The 23,748-nt window shown below is 49.9% G+C and carries 23 protein-coding genes; 8 read left to right on the top strand and 15 right to left on the bottom strand.

What is annotated here, in order from left to right; translation table 11 throughout:
- The first annotated feature begins 25 nt into the window (after nt 1-25).
- Entirely contained in the window at nt 26-388 is a 363-nt protein-coding gene (locus tag EYB30_RS13920; RefSeq protein ID WP_166839512.1) for a DUF3693 domain-containing protein, read from the top strand.
- 67 nt (nt 389-455) lie between these two features.
- On the opposite strand, the gene EYB30_RS13925 is transcribed toward EYB30_RS13920, so the two are convergent.
- Nucleotides 456-1,160 (bottom strand): hypothetical protein, encoded by a 705-nt coding sequence (locus EYB30_RS13925; protein ID WP_166839513.1) that lies wholly within the window; start codon nt 1,158-1,160, stop codon nt 456-458.
- Nucleotides 1,161-1,248: 88 nt separating this feature from the next.
- On the opposite strand from EYB30_RS13925, the gene EYB30_RS13930 reads away from it, so the two are divergent.
- The 6 genes from EYB30_RS13930 (at nt 1,249) to EYB30_RS13955 (ending at nt 4,460) form a co-directional block, all read left to right on the top strand.
- Nucleotides 1,249-1,563, top strand: a complete 315-nt coding sequence (locus EYB30_RS13930; RefSeq protein ID WP_166839514.1) for a hypothetical protein — start codon at nt 1,249-1,251, stop codon at nt 1,561-1,563.
- Nucleotides 1,564-1,675: 112 nt separating this feature from the next.
- Entirely contained in the window at nt 1,676-1,960 is a 285-nt protein-coding gene (locus EYB30_RS13935; RefSeq protein ID WP_166839515.1) for a hypothetical protein, read from the top strand.
- 90 nt (nt 1,961-2,050) lie between these two features.
- On the top strand, nt 2,051-2,260 hold the full coding sequence (locus EYB30_RS13940) for a hypothetical protein (protein ID WP_166839516.1): 210 nt from the start codon (nt 2,051-2,053) through the stop codon (nt 2,258-2,260).
- 222 nt (nt 2,261-2,482) lie between these two features.
- Nucleotides 2,483-3,136 carry an SGNH/GDSL hydrolase family protein gene (locus EYB30_RS13945; RefSeq protein WP_241698045.1) on the top strand — a complete coding sequence of 218 codons (654 nt, stop codon included), beginning with the start codon at nt 2,483-2,485 and terminating at the stop codon, nt 3,134-3,136.
- 88 nt (nt 3,137-3,224) lie between these two features.
- Nucleotides 3,225-3,839 carry an outer membrane beta-barrel protein gene (locus EYB30_RS13950; RefSeq protein WP_166839517.1) on the top strand — a complete coding sequence of 205 codons (615 nt, stop codon included), beginning with the start codon at nt 3,225-3,227 and terminating at the stop codon, nt 3,837-3,839.
- Between the two features lie 15 nt (nt 3,840-3,854).
- Entirely contained in the window at nt 3,855-4,460 is a 606-nt protein-coding gene (locus EYB30_RS13955) for a DUF938 domain-containing protein (RefSeq protein WP_166839518.1), read from the top strand.
- Between the two features lie 16 nt (nt 4,461-4,476).
- Here EYB30_RS13955 and EYB30_RS13960 read toward each other — a convergent pair whose 3' ends face one another.
- From EYB30_RS13960 to EYB30_RS13980, 5 genes are all read right to left on the bottom strand, one after another.
- Nucleotides 4,477-5,199, bottom strand: coding sequence for a substrate-binding periplasmic protein (locus EYB30_RS13960; protein ID WP_166839519.1), 723 nt, complete (start codon nt 5,197-5,199; stop codon nt 4,477-4,479).
- A 112-nt stretch (nt 5,200-5,311) separates the two neighbouring features.
- Nucleotides 5,312-5,734, bottom strand: a complete 423-nt coding sequence (locus tag EYB30_RS13965; protein ID WP_206674649.1) for a hypothetical protein — start codon at nt 5,732-5,734, stop codon at nt 5,312-5,314.
- 129 nt (nt 5,735-5,863) lie between these two features.
- Nucleotides 5,864-7,021, bottom strand: a complete 1,158-nt coding sequence (locus EYB30_RS13970; RefSeq protein WP_166839521.1) for a GNAT family N-acetyltransferase — start codon at nt 7,019-7,021, stop codon at nt 5,864-5,866.
- Nucleotides 7,022-8,275 carry a kynureninase gene (kynU, locus tag EYB30_RS13975; RefSeq protein ID WP_166839522.1) on the bottom strand — a complete coding sequence of 418 codons (1,254 nt, stop codon included), beginning with the start codon at nt 8,273-8,275 and terminating at the stop codon, nt 7,022-7,024.
- The gene (locus tag EYB30_RS13980) at nt 8,272-8,439 is read right to left on the bottom strand and encodes a hypothetical protein (RefSeq protein ID WP_174978751.1); all 168 of its coding nucleotides are present in this window, start codon (nt 8,437-8,439) and stop codon (nt 8,272-8,274) included. The genes kynU and EYB30_RS13980 overlap by 4 nt, the downstream gene beginning before the upstream one ends.
- Nucleotides 8,440-8,612: 173 nt before the next feature.
- Between EYB30_RS13980 and yghU the strand changes: the two genes are divergently transcribed.
- Nucleotides 8,613-9,452 carry a glutathione-dependent disulfide-bond oxidoreductase gene (yghU, locus tag EYB30_RS13985; protein WP_166839523.1) on the top strand — a complete coding sequence of 280 codons (840 nt, stop codon included), beginning with the start codon at nt 8,613-8,615 and terminating at the stop codon, nt 9,450-9,452.
- A gap of 31 nt (nt 9,453-9,483) precedes the next feature.
- Here the strand turns inward: yghU and EYB30_RS13990 are convergent, their stop codons facing one another.
- The 9 genes from EYB30_RS13990 to EYB30_RS14030 all read right to left on the bottom strand — a co-directional run bounded on the left by EYB30_RS13990 (nt 9,484) and on the right by EYB30_RS14030 (nt 23,721).
- Complete coding sequence (locus EYB30_RS13990; protein WP_166839524.1) at nt 9,484-10,812, bottom strand: ABC1 kinase family protein; 1,329 nt, start codon at nt 10,810-10,812, stop codon at nt 9,484-9,486.
- A 103-nt stretch (nt 10,813-10,915) separates the two neighbouring features.
- Nucleotides 10,916-12,220, bottom strand: coding sequence for a ribonuclease J (locus EYB30_RS13995; RefSeq protein ID WP_241698046.1), 1,305 nt, complete (start codon nt 12,218-12,220; stop codon nt 10,916-10,918).
- A gap of 119 nt (nt 12,221-12,339) precedes the next feature.
- A complete protein-coding gene (locus tag EYB30_RS14000; RefSeq protein WP_166839525.1) occupies nt 12,340-15,429 on the bottom strand; it encodes an efflux RND transporter permease subunit in 3,090 nt (1,029 codons plus the stop codon).
- Nucleotides 15,426-16,487, bottom strand: coding sequence for an efflux RND transporter periplasmic adaptor subunit (locus EYB30_RS14005; RefSeq protein WP_166839526.1), 1,062 nt, complete (start codon nt 16,485-16,487; stop codon nt 15,426-15,428). Before EYB30_RS14005 ends, EYB30_RS14000 begins: the two co-directional genes overlap by 4 nt.
- Nucleotides 16,488-16,714: 227 nt before the next feature.
- The gene (locus EYB30_RS14010; RefSeq protein ID WP_166839527.1) at nt 16,715-18,580 is read right to left on the bottom strand and encodes a DUF885 domain-containing protein; all 1,866 of its coding nucleotides are present in this window, start codon (nt 18,578-18,580) and stop codon (nt 16,715-16,717) included.
- 93 nt (nt 18,581-18,673) lie between these two features.
- The gene (locus EYB30_RS14015) at nt 18,674-20,356 is read right to left on the bottom strand and encodes an NAD-dependent malic enzyme (RefSeq protein ID WP_166839528.1); all 1,683 of its coding nucleotides are present in this window, start codon (nt 20,354-20,356) and stop codon (nt 18,674-18,676) included.
- A 72-nt stretch (nt 20,357-20,428) separates the two neighbouring features.
- A complete protein-coding gene (locus EYB30_RS14020) occupies nt 20,429-21,274 on the bottom strand; it encodes an HDOD domain-containing protein (RefSeq protein ID WP_166839529.1) in 846 nt (281 codons plus the stop codon).
- A gap of 185 nt (nt 21,275-21,459) precedes the next feature.
- A complete protein-coding gene (locus EYB30_RS14025) occupies nt 21,460-21,927 on the bottom strand; it encodes a Dps family protein (RefSeq protein WP_166839530.1) in 468 nt (155 codons plus the stop codon).
- Between the two features lie 204 nt (nt 21,928-22,131).
- The gene (locus EYB30_RS14030) at nt 22,132-23,721 is read right to left on the bottom strand and encodes an ABC-F family ATPase (protein WP_166839531.1); all 1,590 of its coding nucleotides are present in this window, start codon (nt 23,719-23,721) and stop codon (nt 22,132-22,134) included.
- Between the last annotated feature and the right edge of the window lie 27 nt (nt 23,722-23,748).

Genomic DNA, 23,748 nt, shown 5'->3' on the forward strand with positions numbered 1-23,748 from the left:
TGTCAATTCGACAACTGGAATTTGTATGAACTTTAGCAACGAACTAATTGATGAATTTAAAAAAGCTAAGGGTATAAAAACTGACTCTGAGGTTGCTGAAATGCTGCCAGAGATGAACAAAGGGAACTTGAGCAAAATACGTAAGGGAACAGAGAACAGACATCTTAACGAAACGCAGGCAATTTATATTGCGCACGAGTGCAATTTATCAGTGGACTGGGTTTTAGTGCAGCTGGCAGAGGAAACAGCCAAAAGCGAGGAAGCCAAGAACGCCTGGCACAATCTGGCAAAAAAGCTGAATAAGTCAGTCTCAGCCGCAATACTGGCTTTAATTGTTATTTTTGGCGGTTTGAATCAAAACAGCGAGCCTAACGCTTTAGGCGTGTAATTATCATATCCCATAATGTATATTATGTTAAATTGATTATTTGCCTGAAAGGAGTAAGCTCTTGGCGCTACGCGCTATCCCTCTTTTTCCCCTCCATCTCATACTCACCTAGATATTTTGGTGTGTAGACACCTTTAACTCTTATGCTGACATCTGGGTTTGCGATTTTGTTTTCAGCATTTAGTTTATGCCAGATAAAGTACAGTGTTTTATAGTTCTGAAAGTCGGCACCGACAAAACGAATAACTAAAACCGCTGCTACGAATGTCGTAATAGCAAAGCCAAAGTTTACAAAACTCGGTTTTGCTAGTAGCGGTAACAGCCCACTCATGCCAACTATTAATAAGAGCATGGATGCCCAAAATGAATACAGCACTTCACTTTTAGCAAATCTGCCAAACTCGATGGCAATTTTGTCATTTACTGGCCTGAGATACTGCGCTACGCGTTTTAACTGACGAATGGTGGCAAAGCCCTCTAAGTATATTTCTCTGAGCATCTTTGCTTCTTCATGTGACACTCTGATACCAGATGCAAGCGCAAAAGCTTCTTCTTCTATTCGTTTATCGACAAAATTTACGTTCGGAGACTGGGCCGAAATATGCGTTTTAATCTCTGTAAGTCGTTTCAAATTGCGTTTTAGGTAGTATTCGTCATGTGTATCGACAGCAGATCTTATTACTTTTATAACTCCGGCTATCACAGCAATTCCAGCAGCGATGGCGGCAATAAACCAACGTAAGTTAATAAATTCAGATGGTAGCTGTTCCAAACCTTTTACCTGCTAAAGTTCTGCGTAAAATTACATAGAAAGTAACCCGAAGATAACCAAATTCGCAAGCACTTAACAATTTGTCGCTGTGAAGGGATTTAAGTACCCTCACCCGTCCGCTTATCGATACCTGGTTGTACACAACGCTAGCTATCTGCCATTAAGCAAAGGTTGGTCAAGTTTCCGCATTGACTCAGATGGCGTTTTAGATACTCCGCACGGCAACTGCACAGCCGGTGATATCGCCATGCTATGGCGCTACAAGTGGACAGCCGAACAGACTGCAAAACAGCTCAAAGCAGCACGGGAAAAGTTAAAAGAAATCACCAGTGGAACTAAGTATAAAATGCTTTTACATACTGCTGACTATCTCAATAGATTGGTAAAAGAATTTTCTGATTAGGCTAATTGCCCTAACATTTTTTTATCTGGTCGTACCAGATGTGTTGTATCTGTGCCTTAACACAAGTAGAATTCTCTTGTGGTTATTTTATAAACAGATAGAGGGTAAAAATATGACACCTAAAGGTTTGTTACAGACAGATAAGTACAAATATATTTGGACACGTGATGTAGGAGATGGTGAGTATAGAGGTCCCTTAGATGCTATGCGTGTTGATAAAGATGAAGGTTATGAGGTTTACCGATTTATAATCAACTTCTTAAAAAAATATAAACTAGATTCTATTTATCATGCGCATCTTATTGAGGATGCTTTACATTCACCAACTCTCTCAAATGTTGTTATGAGGGAAGATTTAATGAATCGAATTTACTCAATGATTTCTAGTAAGATTTAAATTAAAAAGTGGTGAGCCCCTTTTAATTGGGTTCATTATGTACATTGCCAGACAGTATTTATGTTCAGTCATTTTCAATAGAGGTGTTAGTTGGAAGTATCAATATTTAGTCGACCTGTTAATGGGAAAATTCCTGTTAAAGTTAGCTGCACAACTGATAGCACAGGTAGAAACGAATCTTTAGAGATATTAGTATGGGTTTCTGATAATGATTCCAAATCACTTATCGCGAAAGAAACAAAGGCCGCTGCAATTCGTCTTATTAAAGAAGCTCTCGAAAAACTTGAAACTAAAGAGTAAAAAAGGGGCTTATGCCCCTTTCATTTTTTCCATTATGTTAAATGTGTAATTATGCGACAGCTATATCTAACTGTAAAACTGTTGCTAATTAACTGATGGTTATTATGATGGCACATAAGTCATCCAGATCAACGGGTTAATGTCTCCGTGTATTTATTGTCTTTACAGTGGTGGTTGCTCACCCTGCTCTGCTGGCCGTTATTGCTGTGGCAAGGTAAACGGGTGCATAAACTTGCACTGCGTTTGCCGGAGGCTGCTGGGCGGCGAGCTGGCGTGTCGGGTGATGAACAGCTGCCGCCTTTGCGGTTGTTAATTTGTGGCGACTCGGCGGCCGCTGGTGTGGGTGTAACGACGCAAGACGATGCACTCAGTGGCCAATTGGTTAGCCTGTTGGCGCCACACTACCGGGTACACTGGCAGCTTGAAGCGCAAACCGGGCTGGACAGCACCGCTTTGGCTGCTCTATTGGCGAAACTTAACGGCCAGTGTTTTGATGTAGTTGTGCTGTCTATTGGCGTTAACGATGTGACATCGCTTTGCTCAGCCCGCCGCTTTTGCCGGCAATTAACGCAGTGTCTTAGTTTGTTAAAGCAGCAAAATGGCAACCCGCTGCTGCTGTTTAGTGCAATACCGCCGATGCAGCACTTTAGCGCACTACCTACGCCGCTTAATGGCTGGCTTGGCGTAAAAGCTGCGCAGTTAAACCTGCTTGCCGCTAAACAGATGCTCGCCCGGCCTAAAGCGGTTTTTGTTAGCAGCCCGGACACGTTAATAGCGGCTATGCTGGCCGCGGATGGCTTTCATCCCTCTGCAGCAGGTTATACGCTTTGGGCAAACCAGCTGCTGGTGGCTATAAGCAAAAATATTGCGCATTAACATAGATTTACAACCTGACAGTCACACTATTAGCGTAAAGCTGTTACCATATTGGGCCTATTTTCCCGTTAACTTATATCGAGGTTGTATGAAATCCATTATCGCTGGTCTGGCTCTGGCTGCTATGGGCTGTGCCGCTTTTACCGCACAGGCCGCTTCGCCTGATATTAGCTGGACTTACCTGAGTGCAGGCTATGCCAGGGTCAGTCTTAACAATGTTGCTGGCAATGATGTTGATTTAAATGGTTATCAGCTTAATGCCAGTTATTCGCTGTCTGACAACTGGTATTTGCATGCGACATATTATGATGTATCTGGTGATTTACCTTTATTGGATGACATTATGGGACTGGAACTTGAAGCAACTGAATGGCAACTCGGTTTAGGTTTACGCCAGGCTGTTAGCGATAATATTGATTCATTCTTTCAGGCGGGTTATGTGCGTTCAGAGGTGGGTGTTGTCGGATTTGAAAATGACAGCATGAATGGCTTGCAGGCTGCTGCTGGTTTTAGATACCGCGCTCTGCCCAAACTGGAGTTATCCGCCGCGCTGCGTTACAACGACAGTTCAGATTCAGATAGCAGTACCTATGGTGACGTCGGTATGCGCTATAGCATGACAAAGATGTTTGATCTGTACCTGAATTATCAGTTTGACAGCGATGCCTCGCTGCTAGGTGCCGGTGTTGTATTAAATTTCTGATAGTGAAGCAACGTTATGTATGGCGAGCTGCCCTTTTCTCAAGCCTGTGAAAACAATAAGGCACCAATTTTAGCCGTGTTACAGCAGGCGTTTGCCAGCTGCCGTCACGTACTGGAAGTGGGTAGTGGTACCGGACAGCATGCCGTACATTTTGCAACACACTTAACGCAGTTAATCTGGCAGGCGTCAGAGCAACGGCATTATTTAGTCAGTCTGACAAAGCGGCTGCGCCGTGCCGCTTTAGTCAACCTGCCGCCACCTTTAGCATTAGATGTGTGTCATGATGCCGCACCAAGTGCAGTGTATGACGGCATGTTTACCGCTAATACTCTGCATATTATGCCCTGGCCGGTAGTTGAGCTATTGTTTAGCCGGTTAAATGAGTTTACCGCTCCTGGAGCGACGCTGTGTATTTATGGCCCTTTTAACTACCATGGCCAGTTTACCAGTTATAGCAACCAGGCTTTTGATGCCAGTTTAAAAAGCCGCGATCCGAAGATGGGTATTCGCGATATAACAGCGGTTGTTGCTTTGGCCGACGCCGCCGGTTTTACGCTGCGGCACGACCACAGTATGCCAGCAAATAACCGCTTGCTGCAGTTTTTACGCACAGCCGGTTAATACGGGCTGTAAAGTGTCAATTATAAAGACGATATTTGCCTTCTTGCCGGATCTGTCGCACGGCCTGGTGAAACGCGTCATGCCGGTTGGCATAGCGGCCGGTTTTGGAAATCGCAATGTGTGCTTCTGAAGCCGGTTGTTGGTTTTGCGGGGCAAGTATCAGTATGTTTTTGTATCGGGCATTGCGGGCGATCTGCGCGAGTATGATGTGCTGAGGCCCGACGATAACGTCCGTGTCGCGAAAGAACAAGGCGGTAAGTGCCCCATCTATGTCAGCCACTTTATTAATCTGGTAGCCTGCTCCCTGGTACTTTTGCATTAGCGAATCAGAATAGATCCGGTCTTCTACTAAAGTGACTTTTAAGCCCGCCTGAATGTTTAGCCGGGTGTCTTTATGGATAAACCAACTTTCTGAGTGTGCTACATCATACGGCAGCAAATAGAAACGTTGTGCCCGGTCATCGGAATACAGCAAACTGGCTACTACATCCACGTCACCCCGTTCCAATTGTTGCAAACAGCGGTTTGTCGGTGTTGGCAAGGTGTACACCAATTTAAAATTCAGCCGTGCAGCGAGGTCTTGCATCAAATTAACCATCGGACCATAAGGTGCTTTACCTGTTTCATAATGTTGCCGTTGCGGTACGTGATCCAGGCACCAGATAAGTGGCTGACGCTGATCAGCTAATGCATAGTATGCATTGAATACCGTTAAGGTGTATATCAGGCGAATAAACAATGTGATCTCCCCACAACCGCTCTGTCAACACGGTAATCTTACCTAGTATAGTCAAATCTGAGCACGGTTTCGGGCATAAGCTTACAAGGCTGCTGCAGCATACAGTGAAGTGCTAAAACGCAGTGTTATACACTTGATTATACAGCGCGGTAACCTGGTGGTGTGAACTAACGTCGAACCAGCGCAAATGCGCCTGCAGGTAGCGTTTATCCTTGCTGGCAAGCCGTATAGCATTGCTATAGGCCTGTGCCAGTTTCTTACCTTGCTCAGTTTTACTGCACATAATGTAGCCGCCGGTATATTCTGTTGCTTCGCTGATCTCTACGCTAACCAGCTCTACCTTGTGGTTCAGCGCTGCGCTGTAGTGTTGTACCACGTTAGGATATTCCACTATCAGCTCTACCCTGCCGTTTACCAGCATGTCCAGCATGGCCGCGGCACTCATATCGTTGGCAGTGCGGGTATAAATGCGGTTACGACTCGCCAGTTGGTCAAAGACTTGTTGTAGCGATTCGCCGTAATTGCGCCCACCCACTACCCCGATGCGGCTGCGCGGCAGCCTACTAGTGCTATGGAATGCCATAACGACCTTAATTTACATTGGCTTTAGCGTGGTACCACCCACCGTATTGTTGTCATTATAGGCAACCGCTACAATCTCTCGCTATATTTTTCTATAAGGCAAGGCTTGCATAGCCTGCGCACTGTAGGTCTGAAGATGTTTTGTCTCCTGCCTGAAATAATCAGCAATGGCGCCGCTTAGCGGGGTGTCGGCGAACAGATAATTTCCGTAACGCGTTACTGGTTCAAAGCCGCGTTTGAGCTTATGCTCGCCCTGAGCGCCGGCGTCAAAGTATGTCAGGCCGTGCTCAATACAGTATTCAATGCCCTGATAGTAACACAGCTCAAAGTGCAGTTTATCGGCATCGACAAGGGCGCCCCAGTAGCGGCCATACAGCGTGTCCTGGCTTTTAAAACACAAAGCCATCGCCTGTATTTCGTCCTCGCTACTTAACGCGGCAAATACCACCAGCGTCTGCGACATGGTTTGCCCTAACTGATAGAAACTCTCGGCGCTAATATAGCCATGATGGCCAGAGCGCTTTAAATAGGTGGCTTGATAACAGCGCACAATTCCCTGCCAGTGTTTTGCGCTAATCTCGCTGCCGGCAAGCGTAACCAGCTTAATGCTGCTTACGGTGCTGCGCTCTTGCCTTACCTGCTTACGCTTACGGGCATTGAGGTTTGCTAAGTAATCGTCAAAACACGTGTAGGCTTTGTTATGCCATAAAAACTGCACATCGTGGCGGGCTAAAAAGCCCTGCTGTAGCAGTTTTTCGTGTAACGCGTGACCAACATAAAGCCATTGCACACTGTAAAACTGTTGTGTTGGCAGAGTTTGTTTTAATGCATCGCAGATAAGCGTCAACATCGTATCAAAAGAAGCGATATTCTCAGCAAGCGCTGGCAATAGTCCCAGCCTTGGCCCGGTTGCCGGGGTAAAGGGTATGGCCGCTATCCACTTTGGATAATACGGCAGCGCAAACTGGCGATACGCATCGGCAATTTGCCAGTCGAACAGATACTCACCGTAAGAGTGCTGTTTCATATAACCTGGCACCGCCGCCAGCAGCGTATCGTCCTGCCACAGTGTCAGGTGCTGGCAGTGCCAACCACTTTTACCATCAACACTGCCGCCCTGCTCTAGTGCCAGCAAAAAGCGGTGCTGGCAAAAGGGATAATCGTCTTCTGCGGCAAATAACGCATCCCACTGCGCGGCAGTGATCTCAGTTAAGCTGGATAGCCATCGTACGCTTAGCAATCAGGTCACCTTGTGTTTTACCTGATACTCGGCTTTTAAATACTCGCCACTTCGCATCACATCGGCCAATATTTCAACCGCGGTCCAGATGTCGATATAGCGTAAGTACAACGGGGTAAAACCCAGCCGCAGTATATCCGGTGCCCGAAAATCAGCGATAACCCCTTGCTTAATCAGCGCCTGACACAGCGCATACGCATCTGGGTGCCGATACGCAAGCTGGCTACCACGCTCATCTTCGTTATAGGGGCTAATGCGCTCAAGCACCTGTAAACAATGATGCTGGTTAACTAGCTGCTGAAAACAATCACCCAGTGCCAGCGACTTTTGCCGTAGCTGCACCATATCAACGTCAGCAAACACCTCAAGTGCTGCATCCAGCACGCTCATCGACAGCACCGCTGGCGTGCCGGTAAGAAATTGTGCAATGCCTGGCGCTTTTTCATAGTGGGTATTAAAGCTAAACGGGGTTTTGTGGCCCATCCAGCCGGTTAATGGCTGGTTAATTGCGCTATGATGGCGCCTGGCGGCATAAATAAAGGCCGGTGCGCCCGGGCCACCGTTAAAGTATTTGTAACCACAGCCCACGGCAAAGTCGACATTGCACGCATCAACCGCTATGGGCATTGCGCCGGCACTGTGGGCCAGATCCCAGATAACCAATGCGCCCTTGTCTTGTGCCAGCCGGGTCAGCTTGGCCATATCAAACAGCCGGCCGCTACGAAAATCGACCTGAGTTAGCATTAACACCGCTACCTCTTCGTTGATAGCCGCTTCCAGCTCAGCATCATCAACCCGTTTTAGTTGGCAGCGCTGTGTGCCGGTCAGTTGCGACAGGCCTTCAACCATATATAAATCGGTAGGAAAATTGCCATTAACAGACAGCACCGTCTGGCGCTTTGGCTGCAGCGACAGCGCTGCACACAGTACCTTAAACAGGTTTACTGATGTCGAGTCGCAGCACACCACTTGCCCCGGTGCGGCCCCTATTAAACGGCCAATTTTATCGCCCACGCTAAAAGGCAAATCTATCCAGTGATGGCGGTTCCAACTGGTAATTAGGTGCTCGCCCCATTGCTGGCTAACCACCTCTGTAGCTCGCTCGGCGGCGATTTTCGGCATAGCACCCAGCGAATTGCCATCCAGATACAGTGTGTTGTCTGGCAAATGAAAAGCGGCCCTCTTGGCAAAGAGCGGATCGGCCAGATCGCGCTGCTTCAGCGCGGCACAAGTTAATTTAACATCATAAGTCACTTGGCGAACGGCTCCTGTAACTGTTGTGGCACTGTGGCAAAAGCCGCTGTTTGTGGGGGCAGCCAGTCAAAATGGCCGGCACCATCGACAACTTTGAAGGCTATGCCACTTTGTGTAGCCTGATTAAGCGGCACTATAGTATCGCTGCTGCCGTGTAACAACAATGTGTTTGCCGCTAATGACTCACCATAGAGCGTGTTATGCTTATTCGTTATGACTTAGTTGTAAAAACACGGTCTGGATCAGCCGTTTAGCTTGTATTTTTGCGCTGTTTTACCCATATCAGCGTAGTAGTAAGGCTTTTGCAACGGCTATCAGCAAGTTAATAGGAGCAAACATGAGTTCACCGTATACACCGCCTAAAGTCTGGACCTGGGATGCTGCCAATGGCGGGCAGTTTGCCAGCATTAATAGGCCAATATCGGGCGCTACGCACGAAAAGCCCCTGCCCAAAGGCAAACAACCGTTACAACTTTATTCCCTGGCAACGCCTAACGGTGTAAAAGTGACGATTATGCTTGAGGAGTTACTGGAGCTTGGCAAAACCAATGCCGAGTACGATGCCTGGCTTATCAGTATCAAAGATGGCGACCAATTTGGTAGTGGTTTTGTAGAGATTAACCCCAATTCCAAAATTCCCGCGCTGCTGGATACGACCAACGGCAGCCGGGTGTTTGAGTCGGGCGCTATCTTGCTGTACCTGGCCGAGAAGTTCGGTGCTTTTTTACCCACCGAACCGGCTAAGCGCACCGAAACGTTAAACTGGCTGTTCTGGCAAATGGGTAGCGCGCCCTTTGTTGGCGGCGGCTTTGGTCATTTTTATGCCTATGCACCAGAAAAATACGAATACCCTATTAATCGCTATGCAATGGAAACCAAGCGCCAACTGGACGTGTTAGATAAACAACTGGCTAAAAACGCCTTTGTTGCCGGCGATGAATACAGCATTGCTGATATGGCGATCTGGCCCTGGTATGGTGGCCTGGTGCTGGGCCGCTTGTACGATGCAGCAGAGTTTCTTGATGTTGCCAATTATACGCATGTACTGCGCTGGGCAAAACAGCTTGACCAACGCCCGGCGGTGCAACGCGGCTACAGCGTAAACCGTAATTGGGGTGATGGCCCGCAATTACCAGAACGCCATAGCAGTGGCGATTTTGCCAAAGTCACTGATTAACGAAACACTAAACAATATCCCAAAGGATGCCCTATGTATTCACGGCTGCCGCTGTTAAATAGGGCTTTAACAACGCGCGCACATTTACCCGCGCTTGTAGCCGGGCGGCCAGCAAATATAAACCGGCAATTTTACGGTGTAAAAACAGTGCGTCGGCCGGTGGTGTGTGCCAATAGTTTTGTTGCATACTGAGCTTAGTGCCGGCATCACGCAGCCGGCTGGCTAAATCGGTTTGGCCAAAGTCAAACTCGCCCCTGTGCTGAAACGGCTCGCATGCCAGTTGCACCAGTGCTAACACAGCCTGCTTTTGCGCCGGTAAAATGTGCTGGCTGAAAAAACCGATATCGGTCAGCGCTTGCTCCTGTGCCTCGCTGTCTTGCTGGATAGCCGCAGTAAACAGGTTTCGATATGCGTTACTTATTTTGATCGGATAATCGCGGCAGGCGCCAAAATCCAGCAGTACCAGCTGCGCAGTGTCTTTGTTGTACAGGTAGTTAGCAAAATTAGGATCGGTTTGCACCAGCTTGAAATCAAACAGCTCGCGAAACAACAAGGTAAAGAGCTGCTGCATCACTCTGTCGCGTACCGGTTGCGGCTCATGTTGTAACGACTCGATGGGCACACCGTCAACATAAGTCATCGTCAATAAGTTAGTACTACTAAGCTCAGGCAAGGCCTGTGGCAATACATAGCGGTTATCGCTGGCCAGTAATTGCTGATAACGCTGCAAAAAGCCTGCTTCACGGGTGTAATCGGCTTCTTGCTTTAGCTGTTGTTTAGCCTCTTGTAACAGGCCTTGATAATCTACCGAGGCCGGTAGCAAACCACTGACGCGTAGCAAGGTCGCTACGTTATCGACGTCACCGTCGATACTGTTTTTAACGCCAGGATACTGAATTTTCACCGCCAGTTTGCGCCCGTCATCGTGATGAGCCAGGTGTACCTGGCCGATAGAGGCTGCGGCCAGCGGTACAAACTGAAAATCGCTGAAATGGGTAAGCCAGTTTTCGCCCAGTTCTGTGCGCAAAACCTGAGTTAATTGCTTTGGTGGCATGGGGTTAGCATTAGCACGCAGCTTAGATAGGATCTCAGCGAGCTCAGGTGGTAGTAAATCTCCGGCATCCATCGACAACAACTGGCCCACTTTCATTGCTGCACCGCGTAAATGCGCCAGTTTATCTGCCACCCGACGCAGGTTGTCGGTGGTTAACAACATGCTGGCTTTATTGGGTTTCTCACCTTTGGCTAACTGGCGGGCCCCCTCGGCGAGCATGCCGCCGGCAACACGGCCGGCTAATGAGGCTAAACTGCCCAAACGTGACAACCGGTTTACCGGCACTTTTGAATGCGATGATGACATAAGACTCCACTGCCAGGCATAAAACCGAAATAGCTGTTTCTGCTATTACGCTGATTTCAGGGTTATGGCTCAGTCGCGCACTATGGTGGCGGCTCAGGTACTATTACTGGTCACGAACTATGGCAATGCGCCCGGCTTTGGCAAAGTTTGGCCACAGCCGTGGCTTAGGTGCTAACACAAACAGATCGCCGTTTTTGCCGGTTAGTTGCTGGCTAACGCCGGCGGCTTTGGCCACTTCGCCGTTGGCGGCCATATGCTCTGCTTCACCGTGCACCGGCACAGCCAGTTGGGGTTTAACCCAGCGATAGAGTAAATCCAGCTCGCCCCGACACGGGTGGCCAGACACATGGATTGGCAGCTCAGTGTCGTGTTTTTGCAGCGTGTCGATGTTGCGGGCACGAAATTTATCCACCAGGCGGCTAATCAGCATTTCATTGCCAGGAATAATGATGGCGCTGAAAATGACGAGGTCTCCGCTTTGCAGTGATAACTGCGGGTGTCTGTCGTCGGCAAGCTTATTTAGCGCTGCGCGGGGTTCGCCCTGACAGCCGGTGGCCAGCACCAGCACTTCTTCTTTGGGCAAATAGCCTATGTGTTCGGCGTCTACCAGCGTTAGCTCAGCCGGCCAATGACCGGTTGCGCGCGCGGCACCGACCATATTGTGCAAGGCGCGGCCCATCAACGCCAGATAACGGCCGGTTTTAGCGGCAATCCGGGCCAGCGATATTAACCGGCCAACATTAGAGCTAAAGCTGGTGACCACGACCCGCCCTGTCGCTTGCGCTATCACCTGCTGCAGTGCCTTGGCGCAATCTGACTCTGAGATGGAAAAACCGTCGCGCAGCGCATTGGTAGAATCACATACCATGGCGGTAATATTTTGCTGCCCCAAGCGTTTAAACGGCGCCGCTTTAAAAGCGCGGCCGGTAATGGGATTGGCATCCATTTTCCAATCAGCAGTATGAAAAATACTACCGGCCAGCGTTTTAATTACCAGCGCCTGGGGTTCCGGGATCGAATGGGTAATCGCCTGAAAGTGCACGGCAAAAGGGCCAATATTCGCCGTGGCGCCCGAGGCAATTTCAATAATCGGTATCTGCTGCGCTAAGTCCGTGCCTGCCAGTTTGCGTCTGAGTACTTCAGCAGTAAAAGGCGTGGTGTACACCGGGCATTGAAACCGCGGCCACAAAGCTGGCAAAGCACCGATATGATCTTCATGCGCATGCGTAATCACGATGCCACAAAGTAAATCACGACGGGCACTGATAAAAGCGGGATCGGCGGCCAGTACCTCAGCTGAGGCTAAAGTACTGTCGGGCTGATAGTCTGGCGATAGCGGATTATTAAAGGTAACACCACAGTCCACCATCAACCAACGGCCGGCATGACCATATAAATTCAGGTTCATACCAATTTCGCCACAGCCACCGAGCGGCAAAAACCATAAGTCTTTTGCGCTGGGATCTTTGGTTGCGACAGCGTTAGCCGATACTGTCTTGGTGCTGTTAATAACCGCCTCCGTTTAAGTTAGTCTAGCTGCTGTGCCTGTGCCAGCTCTGTTTCCAGCCGTTTACTCTCATCCGCTCTGGGTTTGGCAAAACGGGCCAACGCCAGATACAGCACCGGTGTTAAATACAGGGTAAAAATTACGGCGATGCCCAGGCCACCAAATACCACCCAGCCTATGGCGTTGCGCGCTTCGGCGCCGGCACCGCTGGATAAAATCAGCGGCAGCGCGCCCAGTAAGGTAGATAACAATGTCATCGCAATAGGCCGTAAGCGGATAGCCGCGGCTTGCTCTACCGCTTTTCGCACTTCATAGCCCTGATCGCGCAGCTGATCGGCAAACTCGACCAGTAAGATAGCATTCTTCGCCAGCAAACCAATCAGCATCACCAGGCCTATCTGCGAATAGATATTGATGGATGTGCCGGTTAAAAACAGCGCAAAAATTGCCGCAGCAATACCAAAAGGTACCGTGGTCATGACCACTACCGCGCTATTAACACTTTCAAATTGCGCCGCTAATACTAACAGTACAATGACAAACGCCAGCACATAAGTCAGGGTAACTTCTCGGGCAGTTTCCTCGAAGGTTAACGCTTCACCGAGGAAAATCAGGCCAATATCGCTGGGTAGATGTTGCTCAGCCAGGCTGCGCAGCTGCTCGACCGCCTGCTGCAGTGACAAGCCTGGCGGTAGTTCCATATCCAGCTCTATTGCGCGGCGCTGTGCCTGGCGTTCTAACTCGGCAGCAACACCTTCTTCTGAAATGGTCGCCAGGCTGGATAACGGCACTAAAGCACCTGAACTGGAGCCGACATAGAGATTTGCCAGATCGCCCGGATCCTGGATACGCTGGCTTTGTGCTTGCAGAATAATCGGTATTGCCTGATCGCCAACGTTAAGATCGGCCAAATCGTCGCCATTAATTGCAACCCGCAAGGTGGTGGCGATATCAGACAGCGGCACACCGAGCTCCTGCGCACGGCGCCGGTCAATGTTCACTCTTAACTGCGGCTGGGTTGGCTGATAGGAAATACGCGGCGTGCCTAGCTCAGGCAATTTCTGCTGCACGACTTTGGCAAACGCCTGGGCAGCGGCAAAAATCTCATCATAACTGGAGCCGGTTAACGCCAGCTCCAGCCCGCCGCCCTGCCCGCGCAGGTTTAAACTGTTAGAGCCAAAAGCCCGCGCCGGGGCACCGGGAATAGCCGCCAGCGGGCCACGAATTTCGTCGATGATTTCCTGCTGTGAACGCGAGCGCTCGTCCCAGTGCTTTAGCGGTACCGTAATAAAGGCCAGATTCGGGTCCCACTGGCCGACGACGGTATAAATGGAGTCGATATCACCGCCATTGACATAAGGCAGTAAGATATCTTCCATTTTATCGGCCTGGCGGTCCATAAAGTTTAAGCCTACGCCATCCGGGCCGCGGGCGAAAATACGCACACTGCCACGATCTTCAGTTGGCATCAGCTCACTGGCCAGCTGACTGTACAAACTCAAGGCAGCAACGGCGGCGGCGACACTGGCAAGAAAAATCCACCAGGCTTTATCCAGTGAAAAATGCAGGCTGCGCTGATACACACTCACCAAGCGCGCGCCCAAAGCTGACAGTGCATTGGTGCTATTGGCCTTTAACGGTAAGCGCGCCGTAAGCGCCGGCACTAATGATAAGGCGACAAAGGACGAAATGATCACGGACACCGCCAGTACCCCGCCAAACTCGCGGAACAAACGGCCGGCAGTAGAGGGCAAAAAGGCAATCGGTACAAACACCGCCACCAGTACCGCCGTAGTGGCGATAACCGCAAAAAATACTTCCCTCGTGCCCAGCACCGCAGCAGCCCTTGCCCCTAAGCCCATAGCGCGGCGGCGCTGAATATTCTCAGTCACGACAATGGCATCGTCGACAATCAGGCCGGTAGCCAGTACCAGTGCTAACAGGGTTAAAATATTGATGGAAAAGCCCATTAACCAGATGGCGGCCAGTGCACCGATAAGTGATACCGGAATAGACAAGGCGGGTACGATAGTGGCGCGCCCCGAGCCGATAAACAGCCACAAGGTGGCGACCACCAGCACGACGGTCAGCAGTAACGAGGTAAACACCTCCTGTACTGAGCTTCTGATAAATTCGGCATCATCGGCGGTAACCTGGATCTCGAGATCGGGAAAGCGGCTTTGCAGCTGCTTAACCAAGGCTAATACTTCGTCGGATATTTCAATGGTGTTAGAGCGGGCCTGACGGATAACACCTAAGCCGATTACCGGCTTACCATCCAGCCGCACTAAACTTTGCGCGTCAGCCGGGCCAAAATACACGGTGGCGACATCACCAATGCGGGTATTGCCACTGATAATAATGTCTTCCACCTGAGCGGCGGTGACTGAGGTGGCGTCGGCCCGCACTATCAGCTGCTGATCGGTTGATTTCATACTGCCGGCCGGCACATCAAAAGGCGCCTGACGCAGTGCTGCCGCGACATCTGTCACGGCCAGGTTAAAGCTGGTAAGCCTAAGCGGGTCCAGCAGTACGCGCAGTACCCGTTCACGATCGCCATTTAGCCGCACATCGGCCACGCCCGGTACGCTTAAAAATAACGGCGCTAAATCAGTTTCGACCCGTTCGGTCAGGCTTTCTAAATCTAAGCTGGCGCTGGACACGGCCAGACTAACGACAGATTCGGCGTCGTTATCGGCTTTAATAATCGATAAACGTTCAACCGCGTCGGGCAACTCACGCTGAACACGGCTTACCGCTTCGCGGGTTTCGTTAGCGGCATCATCCAGGTTGGTACCCGGGCGAAATTCAACCCGCACGCGCGAGCTGCCCTCTTCGCTTGAGGCATTAATTGATTTAACGCCACTTACCCTTGCCACTGCGCCTTCCAGTTTACTGGTGACTTCTGTATCGACCGTCTCCGGCGAACCACCGGGATAAGCGGCAGTAACTGAAACGATGGGCCGGTCGACATCAGGCAGTTCGCGCACTTCAATCGCGTTTAGCGCGGCAAAACCGGCGATGATAATCAGCAGGTTAAGTACAACTATCAGCACCGGGCGGCGAATAGATAAAGAAGGTAAGTCGTTTAACGGATTTTGAAGCTTCATTGTGCAGCAACCTCTGTTTGGCTAGCGCTTTGGTTAACCGCCCGCACAAGCTGGCCTTCGCGTAGCGTCTGTACACCCTCAACTATCAGTTGGTCCGTTGCGGTTAACTTGCCTGCTACCAATAAACGCCCGCTTAAACGCTGCTTAATTTGCACATCTACCCGCTTGGCTTTGCCGTCTTCAGCCAGCCAAACATAAGCGCTGGTGGCGCCCCACAGCAGTGCCGCTTCGGGTACTACCGCATAAGACTCACCTGCCAGCTGTAATTGGACACGAAAGCTCATGCCGGGCCGAAAGCTGTCGCTACGGTTATCCAGCAGCGCCCGCACCCGGATACTGCGGTTGCTGCTGTCAATGCGCGAGTCCACTTCGGCAATTTCGGCGCTAATGCTAGTGCCCTGTGCTTGCCACGGCGACAATTGAACACTGGCATTGCCTTGTACAATCGGTAGAGCATCTTCCGGCGCGTTAAAGTTAATCAACAGCTGTGAACGATCATCTATAGTGGTAATTGCCGTTTGCAGGTTAATACGGTCGCCCGGCTCAACATCCGTTAAGCCGACTACACCACTAAAAGGCGCCCGCACGACTCTGTCTTCCAACTCAGTTTGAGCCTCTGTCAACTGCACTTGCAGTAAATCGCGGGCGGTAATGGCATCGTCCAGGACGCTTTGTGCAATAGCACCCCGTTCACGGCTTTCCTGCAGCCGGGCCACTGTTCGCTGTGCATCGCGCAGCTGAATGGTAGCGCGCTCAACGGCTACGCGCTGACGGCGGGAGTCGAGCTCAACGAGAACCTGGCCCTTTTCTACCCGCTGCCCTGGCGCAAAGTTAACCGCTGTAACCTTGTCGGCTACCGCAGGGTATAACACCACAGAGCGAATTGCCTCGGCACTGCCAACGGCTTCCACCCGGCTGCTTTGCTGTTCAAAGGTTACGGCCTGAGTGATCACCTGCGCGGCGCGGCCACCTCCTGTCATCTGAGCCTGTGCTGCAGGCAGCATAAGCAATGCCCATAGACAGAGGAATTGGCATAACGGCCGACGTGTCAACTTCATGTTTTATCCTTTAATTCAATATGATGCAAAGCAGCGTCTACTATACGAATTCAGGTCAGACACCATCAAGGCTCTTTACGGTGTCTTTACCAAACGCTGGTTGAATGGCTGCTTACTATACGGAAATCAGTAAGACATGATCAAAAAAGGCTGCTCATACGCGATGAACAGCCTTTAATTACCGCTAAAACGCTACTGCGTTTTAGGTTTTACCAAAGCGGGTCGGTTTAGCTGGCCTTTACACTGGCTATCCAGTTATCTACCCGCTTCTCCAACACATTCAGCGGCAGCGCACCGCCACCTAAGATGGTGTCATGAAAGGCGCGGATATCAAACTTATCACCCAGTTGTTGCTGCGCTTTAGCACGTAGCTCAAGGATTTTAATCATGCCAATTTTGTAGGCTGTAGCTTGACCTGGCCAGACAATGTAGCGGCGCACTTCTGAGATCACCGCGCCCTCGGCAATCGGCGTTTTCTCCAGGAAGTAATCTATCGCCTGTTGTTCGGTCCAGCCTTTGCTGTGCAGGCCAGTGTCAACCACCAACCGCACTGCCCGCCACATCTCGGTGATTAAGCGGCCAAAATCGGAATACGGGTTTTGATAGGCGCCCATTTCTTTGGCCAGTAATTCCGAATACAGCGCCCAGCCTTCAACATAGGCAGTAAACCCCGCCTGAGTGCGGAAAGTGGGCACTGAGGTTAGCTCTTGCGCAATAGAAATTTGCATATGATGCCCCGGATTCCCCTCATGGTACGCTATGGCTTCCATTTCATTTTTGGGCATAGAGCGCATATCCGATAAATGCGCATAGTAAATGCCAGGCCTTGCGCCATCGGGTGTGCCGGGAAAATAATGCTGGGCCGCACCGGGCTGCTCACGAAATGGCTCTACCCGTTTTACGATTAAGTCGGCCTTGGGTAAAATGCCAAAATACTCAGGCAGCTTCTGATTAATAAACGCCAGATACTGGCGGGAGTCTTCAAGATAGCCTTCGCGCCCTTCGTCGGTATCCGGGTAGTAGAACTGATCATCGTCTTTAATAAATTTAAAGAAGGCTTTTAAATCGCCGGTAAACCCTACCTTATCTTTTATCGCGATCATCTCTTTGGTTAAACGCGCGACTTCATCCAGGCCAATCTGATGAATTTGCTCAGCGGTTAAATCGGTGGTGGTCGACACTTTTAAGCGGTAATCATAAAAGGCTTTACCGTCAGTTTGTTTACCGACGCCGGTAGCTATCTGATCACTTTTTGCCACATCCTGCTCTAACCATTGCTTTAATGCGGTGTAGGCCGGTAAAAAATGGCTTTGCAGTGCGGCACGGGTTTGTTCTGTTAACTGCTGTGCCTGCTCGTCGCTGAGTTTATCGGCCTTAACCAGCGAATCAATTTTGCCTTTAGCATCGCTCCACAGGGGTATGTCTTGCTCTTTGTCGGTAAAAGGCGCGCCGTTAATCAGGTTATTTATTTGTTCTAACACGCCATCATAGGCAAATTTGGGCGGGCGCACATCGTGCGTGGCATTATCCTGGGCCCGCTGCAACAACTGGCTTATGGCGCGGCTGATGCCTTCTATCCGTTTTACATAGGCCTGCATGTCTTCTGCCGTATCCACTTTATGAAAGTTGATCATAATTTGCGGCAGCATGGCATGAATGCCCTGCATCTGTGTGAAAATATACGCATTTTTGCGAAATGGTACGCCCTGCTTCGCTTGCTCATATTGGTAAACCCAGATGTCATATGAGGTTTGCGCTTCCAGATCGAGTTTGGCGTAGTCAAAACTGGATTTAAGCTCAGCGACCGTCGCGGCCAGCCAGGCCAGTTGTTCATCTTCGGCCGCTACTGAGGTGTCATCAACCTGATCATACTTATCTTTACGACCAAGAAAGGTCATTTGCAGCGGGCTTTGTTGCAGTTGTTGCTCGTACTTGTCTTCAAACCACTGATTAAGCCGTTCGGTTTCTGATGGTTGCTGTGCTACAACTTCTGCATTGGGTGCTGCATCTTGTTGTTGAGACGGAGCTTGTGGTGCCGGGCTACAGCCGGTAATGAAACCGGCCACAGCCAGCGCTATCAATGACTTACGCATCAAAGAGTCCTTGTTGTTTTGGTTATTAACCCAACAAGACTACCCTCTGAGCGAACGTTAGTCTAAAACAATTTGTAACCAGCTTTGTCAGCGCTACGCACTGACACGTTTATACTGGCGGTACTGCGGTGTCCAGAAGTTGTCGTCAATTTTCTGCTGTAGCAGCGCATCGTCAAGCTCCAGCGCCAGCCCCTGCTGCATCGCTACTTTAGCCACATTAAAAGCAATTTGTTTGCTCAAATTGGCCAGCGCGGTAAAAGGTGGTAATAAACCGCCCTCGCCGGTATTGCCGCGGGGAGAGGCTTCAGCCAGGGTTTTACTGGCCGCGCGCAGCATTTCATCGCTAATGATGCGGGCTTTACAGGCAATCACACCCAGGCCAATGCCGGGGAAGATATAGCTATTATTACACTGCGCGATTGGGTAGCGTTTGCCTTGGTACTCCACAGGCGCAAAGGGGCTGCCGGTAGCAATAATAACATCGCCGTCAGTCCAGTTAATCACCTGCTCTGGTGTGGCTTCAACCTGGCGCGACGGGTTTGACAGCGGGAAAATAATCGGGGTGCTGCAGCCTTTTTTCATCGCCCGCACGACAGCTTCGGTAAATAAACCGGCCTGGCCTGACACACCAATTAACACTCCGGGCTTGGCGCAGTTCATCACATCGCGCAGGCTGGGGTATTCGCTGCTGTAGCTCCAGCTGGCAATAGCCTCAGAGTGTTGCACCAAAGCCTGCTGGAAATCGCGCAGGCCTGGCGTGCTGTCGGTCAGCAGGCCAAGCCGGTCTATCATGTAGATCTGACTACGGGCCTGTGCTTCGCTGATCCCCTCGGCGACCATCTGGCTGATCACCTGCTCAGCAATGCCGCAACCGGCTGAGCCTGCGCCGACAAACACCACTTTTTGCTGTGATAACTTAACCTGCTTGCTGCGACAGGCAGCCAATAAAGTGCCGACGGTAACGGCTGCGGTGCCCTGAATATCGTCATTAAAGCAACAGACGTTATCACGGTACCGCTGTAGCAGTGGCATGGCATTGGGCTGGGCAAAGTCTTCAAACTGAATAATCGCCTCTGGCCAGCGGCGTTTTACCGCCTGGATAAACAGATCGACAAACTCATCGTACTCGGCTTGATTTACCCGTTTTTGCCGCAGCCCCATGTACATCGGATCGTTAAGTAATTTTTCATTATTAGTGCCCACATCCAGCATTACCGGTAAGGTGTATGCCGGGCTGATACCACCACAGGCGGTATACAATGACAACTTGCCGATAGAAATTCCCATACCGCCAATGCCCTGATCGCCCAGGCCCAACACGCGCTCGCCATCGGTGACCACGATCACCTTCACTTTGCGTTTAGTGGCGTTACGCAGCACATCATCCAGCTGATGTCTGTCCTGATAGCTGATAAATAAGCCACGGGCACTGCGGTAAATGTCGGAGAACTGCTCGCAGGCGTCACCTACTGTTGGTGTATAAACAATGGGTAACATTTCTTCCAGGTGTTGCTGCAACAGGCGGTAAAACAGCGTTTCGTTGTTATCCTGAATGGCGCGCAGGTAGATATGTTTATTAATGGCGCTATCAAAGCTTTTGTATTGCATGTAAGCACGACTCACCTGCTCTTCAATGGTTTCAAACCTTGGAGGTAGCAAGCCGGCCAGATTAAACGCCAAACGTTCTTCAGCGGTAAAAGCACTGCCTTTGTTAAGTAATGGGGTTTCTAATAAAGCGGAACCGGCATAGGCGGTGTAAAGCGGAAACTTTTTCATTGCACTGCTCTTGGATAAAGGTCAGAAATGCAACAACGGCACAGTAAAACTGCACCTACTGCTGCAATCAAATTAATAAATGGTGCTGATTCTGGGGTTTAATACCGATAAGATAAACAAACCTTCGGTGTTGCAGAAATCTATCGCACGGATAATGTCCTGCTGCGTCAGATCAAGCAGTTCCAGTACAAAGGGGTCAACCAACTGCCGGGTGGAGTATATCTCCGGATGTTGGTTCGCCAACGCCAGACGTACGGCCAGGTGCAATACCAGTTGGGCTTTATTCTTTTGCTCAAACTTATGGCTGTGTTGCAGTGCTACCGGTTCAACAATACTGTCGGGCAACTGCCACAGGTGCAATAACTCTGCACCACATTCTGCATAAGTAAAACCCAGCACACGCTGCTGCAGTTGCCAGGGTTTTTCGTCGGCGTTGTAGTTCTGACACTGATGTGCTTGCTCTGCGCTGTTGTGCAATACCACCATCTCACCGATATTGTGCAACAGACCGGCAACATAGTAACGATCAGTCGGTTTTAACTTACAGTTTTGTGCCAGAAACTTAGCGATAAGGGCGGCATTAATGCTTTGTTCCCAAAACCGTTCTAAATCAATGGCTGAGGTATCAATTTTGCTACAGGCCGAGGCGATGCCAATGCTAATTACCAGGTTATAAACCTGGGTTTTGCCAAGCACCAATAACGCTTTGCTGACACTTTCTACCTGGTACGGCAAATTATAAATGGCACTATTGGCCAGCTTTAGTAGCTTAGATGTGAGTACCGGATCGAGCAGGATCACTTCTGCAACTTCATCCAGACTGGCGGTGTCAGAATCCATTAACTGCTTTACGCGCAAATACCCTTCCGGTAAAGCAAATAGTTCTGCAACATTCTGCGCATATTGCAAGGCTTTCATCGGGTATGATCTCCAGTAGCGGGTGCGCTCTGCGTTGCACCAGCTATAAGTGTTACTGCTGGCGTTGATTTTACAAGCTTTGACAGGAAAAACTTAGTGTTTTTTGTCAGAATGACATTTTTACACGTTTGCAGCGATAAAACGCCTGACAGGTCAGACCGGTTCTGCCCTGTCAGGCGCCAGTATTATGCCACCAGACTGCGCAGCATCCAGGCATTTTTTTCATGCACTGTCATGCGTTGAGTCAGTAAATCCAGGCTGACTTCATCAGCAGCTTTATCAGCCACCGGTACTATTGAGCGCGCCGTTTTGGCAATGGCCTCCTGGCCTTTCACCAGATCTTTAATCATTTCTTCTGCCGTGGGTATACCGTCGGCTTCTTTCAGGCTGGTCAGTTTAGCGTATTCTTTATAGGAGCCTGGAGCAAACTCGCCCAGCGCCCTGATACGCTCAGCAATTTCATCGACCGCCAGCGCCAGCTCGTTGTACTGGGTTTCAAATAAGGTATGTAAGGTTTGAAACATCGGTCCGGTGACATTCCAGTGATAGTTATGAGTTTTTAAATACAGCGTATAGGTGTCGGCTAGCAGTACCGACAAACCGTGCGCAATAGCCTTACGTTGATCTTCTTCAATGCCGATATTAATTTTCATAGCAACTCCTTGGGTTGAGCACAGCGACAAAAATACCATAGCACAAAACATCTTTTGTTCATTCGATAATGCTGAGAATACGTTGTTTTTGCGTGTGCAGTTAAAGCTTATGTAAAGACATGGGGATAAATTAACGTAAAATCAAGGCGTAAAAAAACCGGCTTACAAAAACCGGTTTCTTAACAACAGCTAATCAGCGTTGACTCAGGCGGATTGGGCTGCCAGATATTCTTCGTAACTGCCAACAAAGTTACGGATATCTTTGTCAGTAATCTCAATAATACGGCTGGCCAGGCTGGAGACGAATTCACGGTCATGGCTGACAAACAGCAAGGTGCCTTTATAGTGTTCCAGCGCCAGGTTTAATGACTCTATTGACTCCATATCCAAGTGGTTAGTTGGCTCATCCATCACCAGAATATTTGGCCGCTGCAGCATTAGCTTGCCAAACAGCATCCGGCCTTTCTCTCCCCCGGACAGTACCTTAACCGACTTTTTAATCTCATCCTGTGAAAACAGCAAGCGGCCTAAAATACCACGGATCGCCTGCTCATCATCTGATGGCTGCTTCCACTGGCTCATCCAGTCAAACAGGCTGATATCCTCGCTGAACTCATGTGCATGATCCTGAGCGTAGTAACCAATTTTGGCATTTTCCGACCATTTCACGCTACCCGACTCCGGCGTTAGATCGCCCACCAGACATTTTAACAAGGTCGACTTACCGATACCGTTGGCACCCAGTATGGCCACCTTTTCGCCGACTTCTATTGTCATACCAAGGTTTTTTAGCAGCTTAAGTTCGCCAAAACCTTTATGCAGGCCTTCGACTTCCAGCGCCAGGCGGTATAACTGCTTTTGCTGCTCAAAACGGATAAAAGGGTTAACCCGGCTTGAGGCTTTAACCTCTTCTAACTGGATTTTATCTATCTGTTTGGCGCGTGATGTCGCTTGCTTCGCCTTAGAGGCGTTAGCAGAAAAGCGGCTGACGAAGGTTTGCAGCTCGGCAATCTGGGCTTTTTTCTTGGCGTTATCGGCTAACAAACGCTCGCGGGCCTGGGTCGCTGCAAACATGTACTCATCGTAGTTGCCCGGATATAAGCGCAATTCGCCGTAATCCAAATCAGCCATATGGGTACAAACGCTGTTTAAAAAGTGACGGTCGTGCGAAATGATCACCATAGTGCTGTTACGCTCGGCCAGCACGTTTTCCAGCCAGCGGATGGTGTTAATATCCAGGTTGTTGGTCGGTTCGTCCAGCAGCATAATTTCCGGATCGGCAAACAGTACCTGTGCCAGCAACACCCGCAGTTTAAAACCCGGCGCTATTGCCGACATCGGGCCAAAATGCTGCTCTACCGGTATACCCACACCAATTAACAGCTCCCCGGCGCGTGATTCTGCGGTGTAACCGTCCATTTCACCAAAGGCGACTTCCAGATCGGCGACTTTCATACCGTCTTCTTCGCTCATTTCGCTGCTGGCATAGATGCGATCACGTTCTTCTTTTACCGCCCACAGCTCGGCATGGCCCATGATCACCGTATCGATAACCGAGTACTGCTCAAATGCAAATTGATCCTGGTTTAGCTTTGCCACGCGGTGATTCGGCTCAACAAACACATTACCGGCAGATGGCTCCAGCTCACGGCTTAAAATCTTCATAAAAGTGGATTTGCCGCAGCCATTGGCACCAATTAAACCATAGCGATTGCCTTCGCCAAATTTAATGGAGATATTTTCAAACAGCGGCTTAGCGCCAAATTGCATGGTAATGTTAGCAGTTGATATCACAGTGTGTTCCAGAGCAGGTTAAAACGA

Origin of the sequence: Rheinheimera pleomorphica (genome assembly GCF_011634895.1) — a bacterium.
Lineage (GTDB): Bacteria > Pseudomonadota > Gammaproteobacteria > Enterobacterales > Alteromonadaceae > Alishewanella > Alishewanella pleomorphica.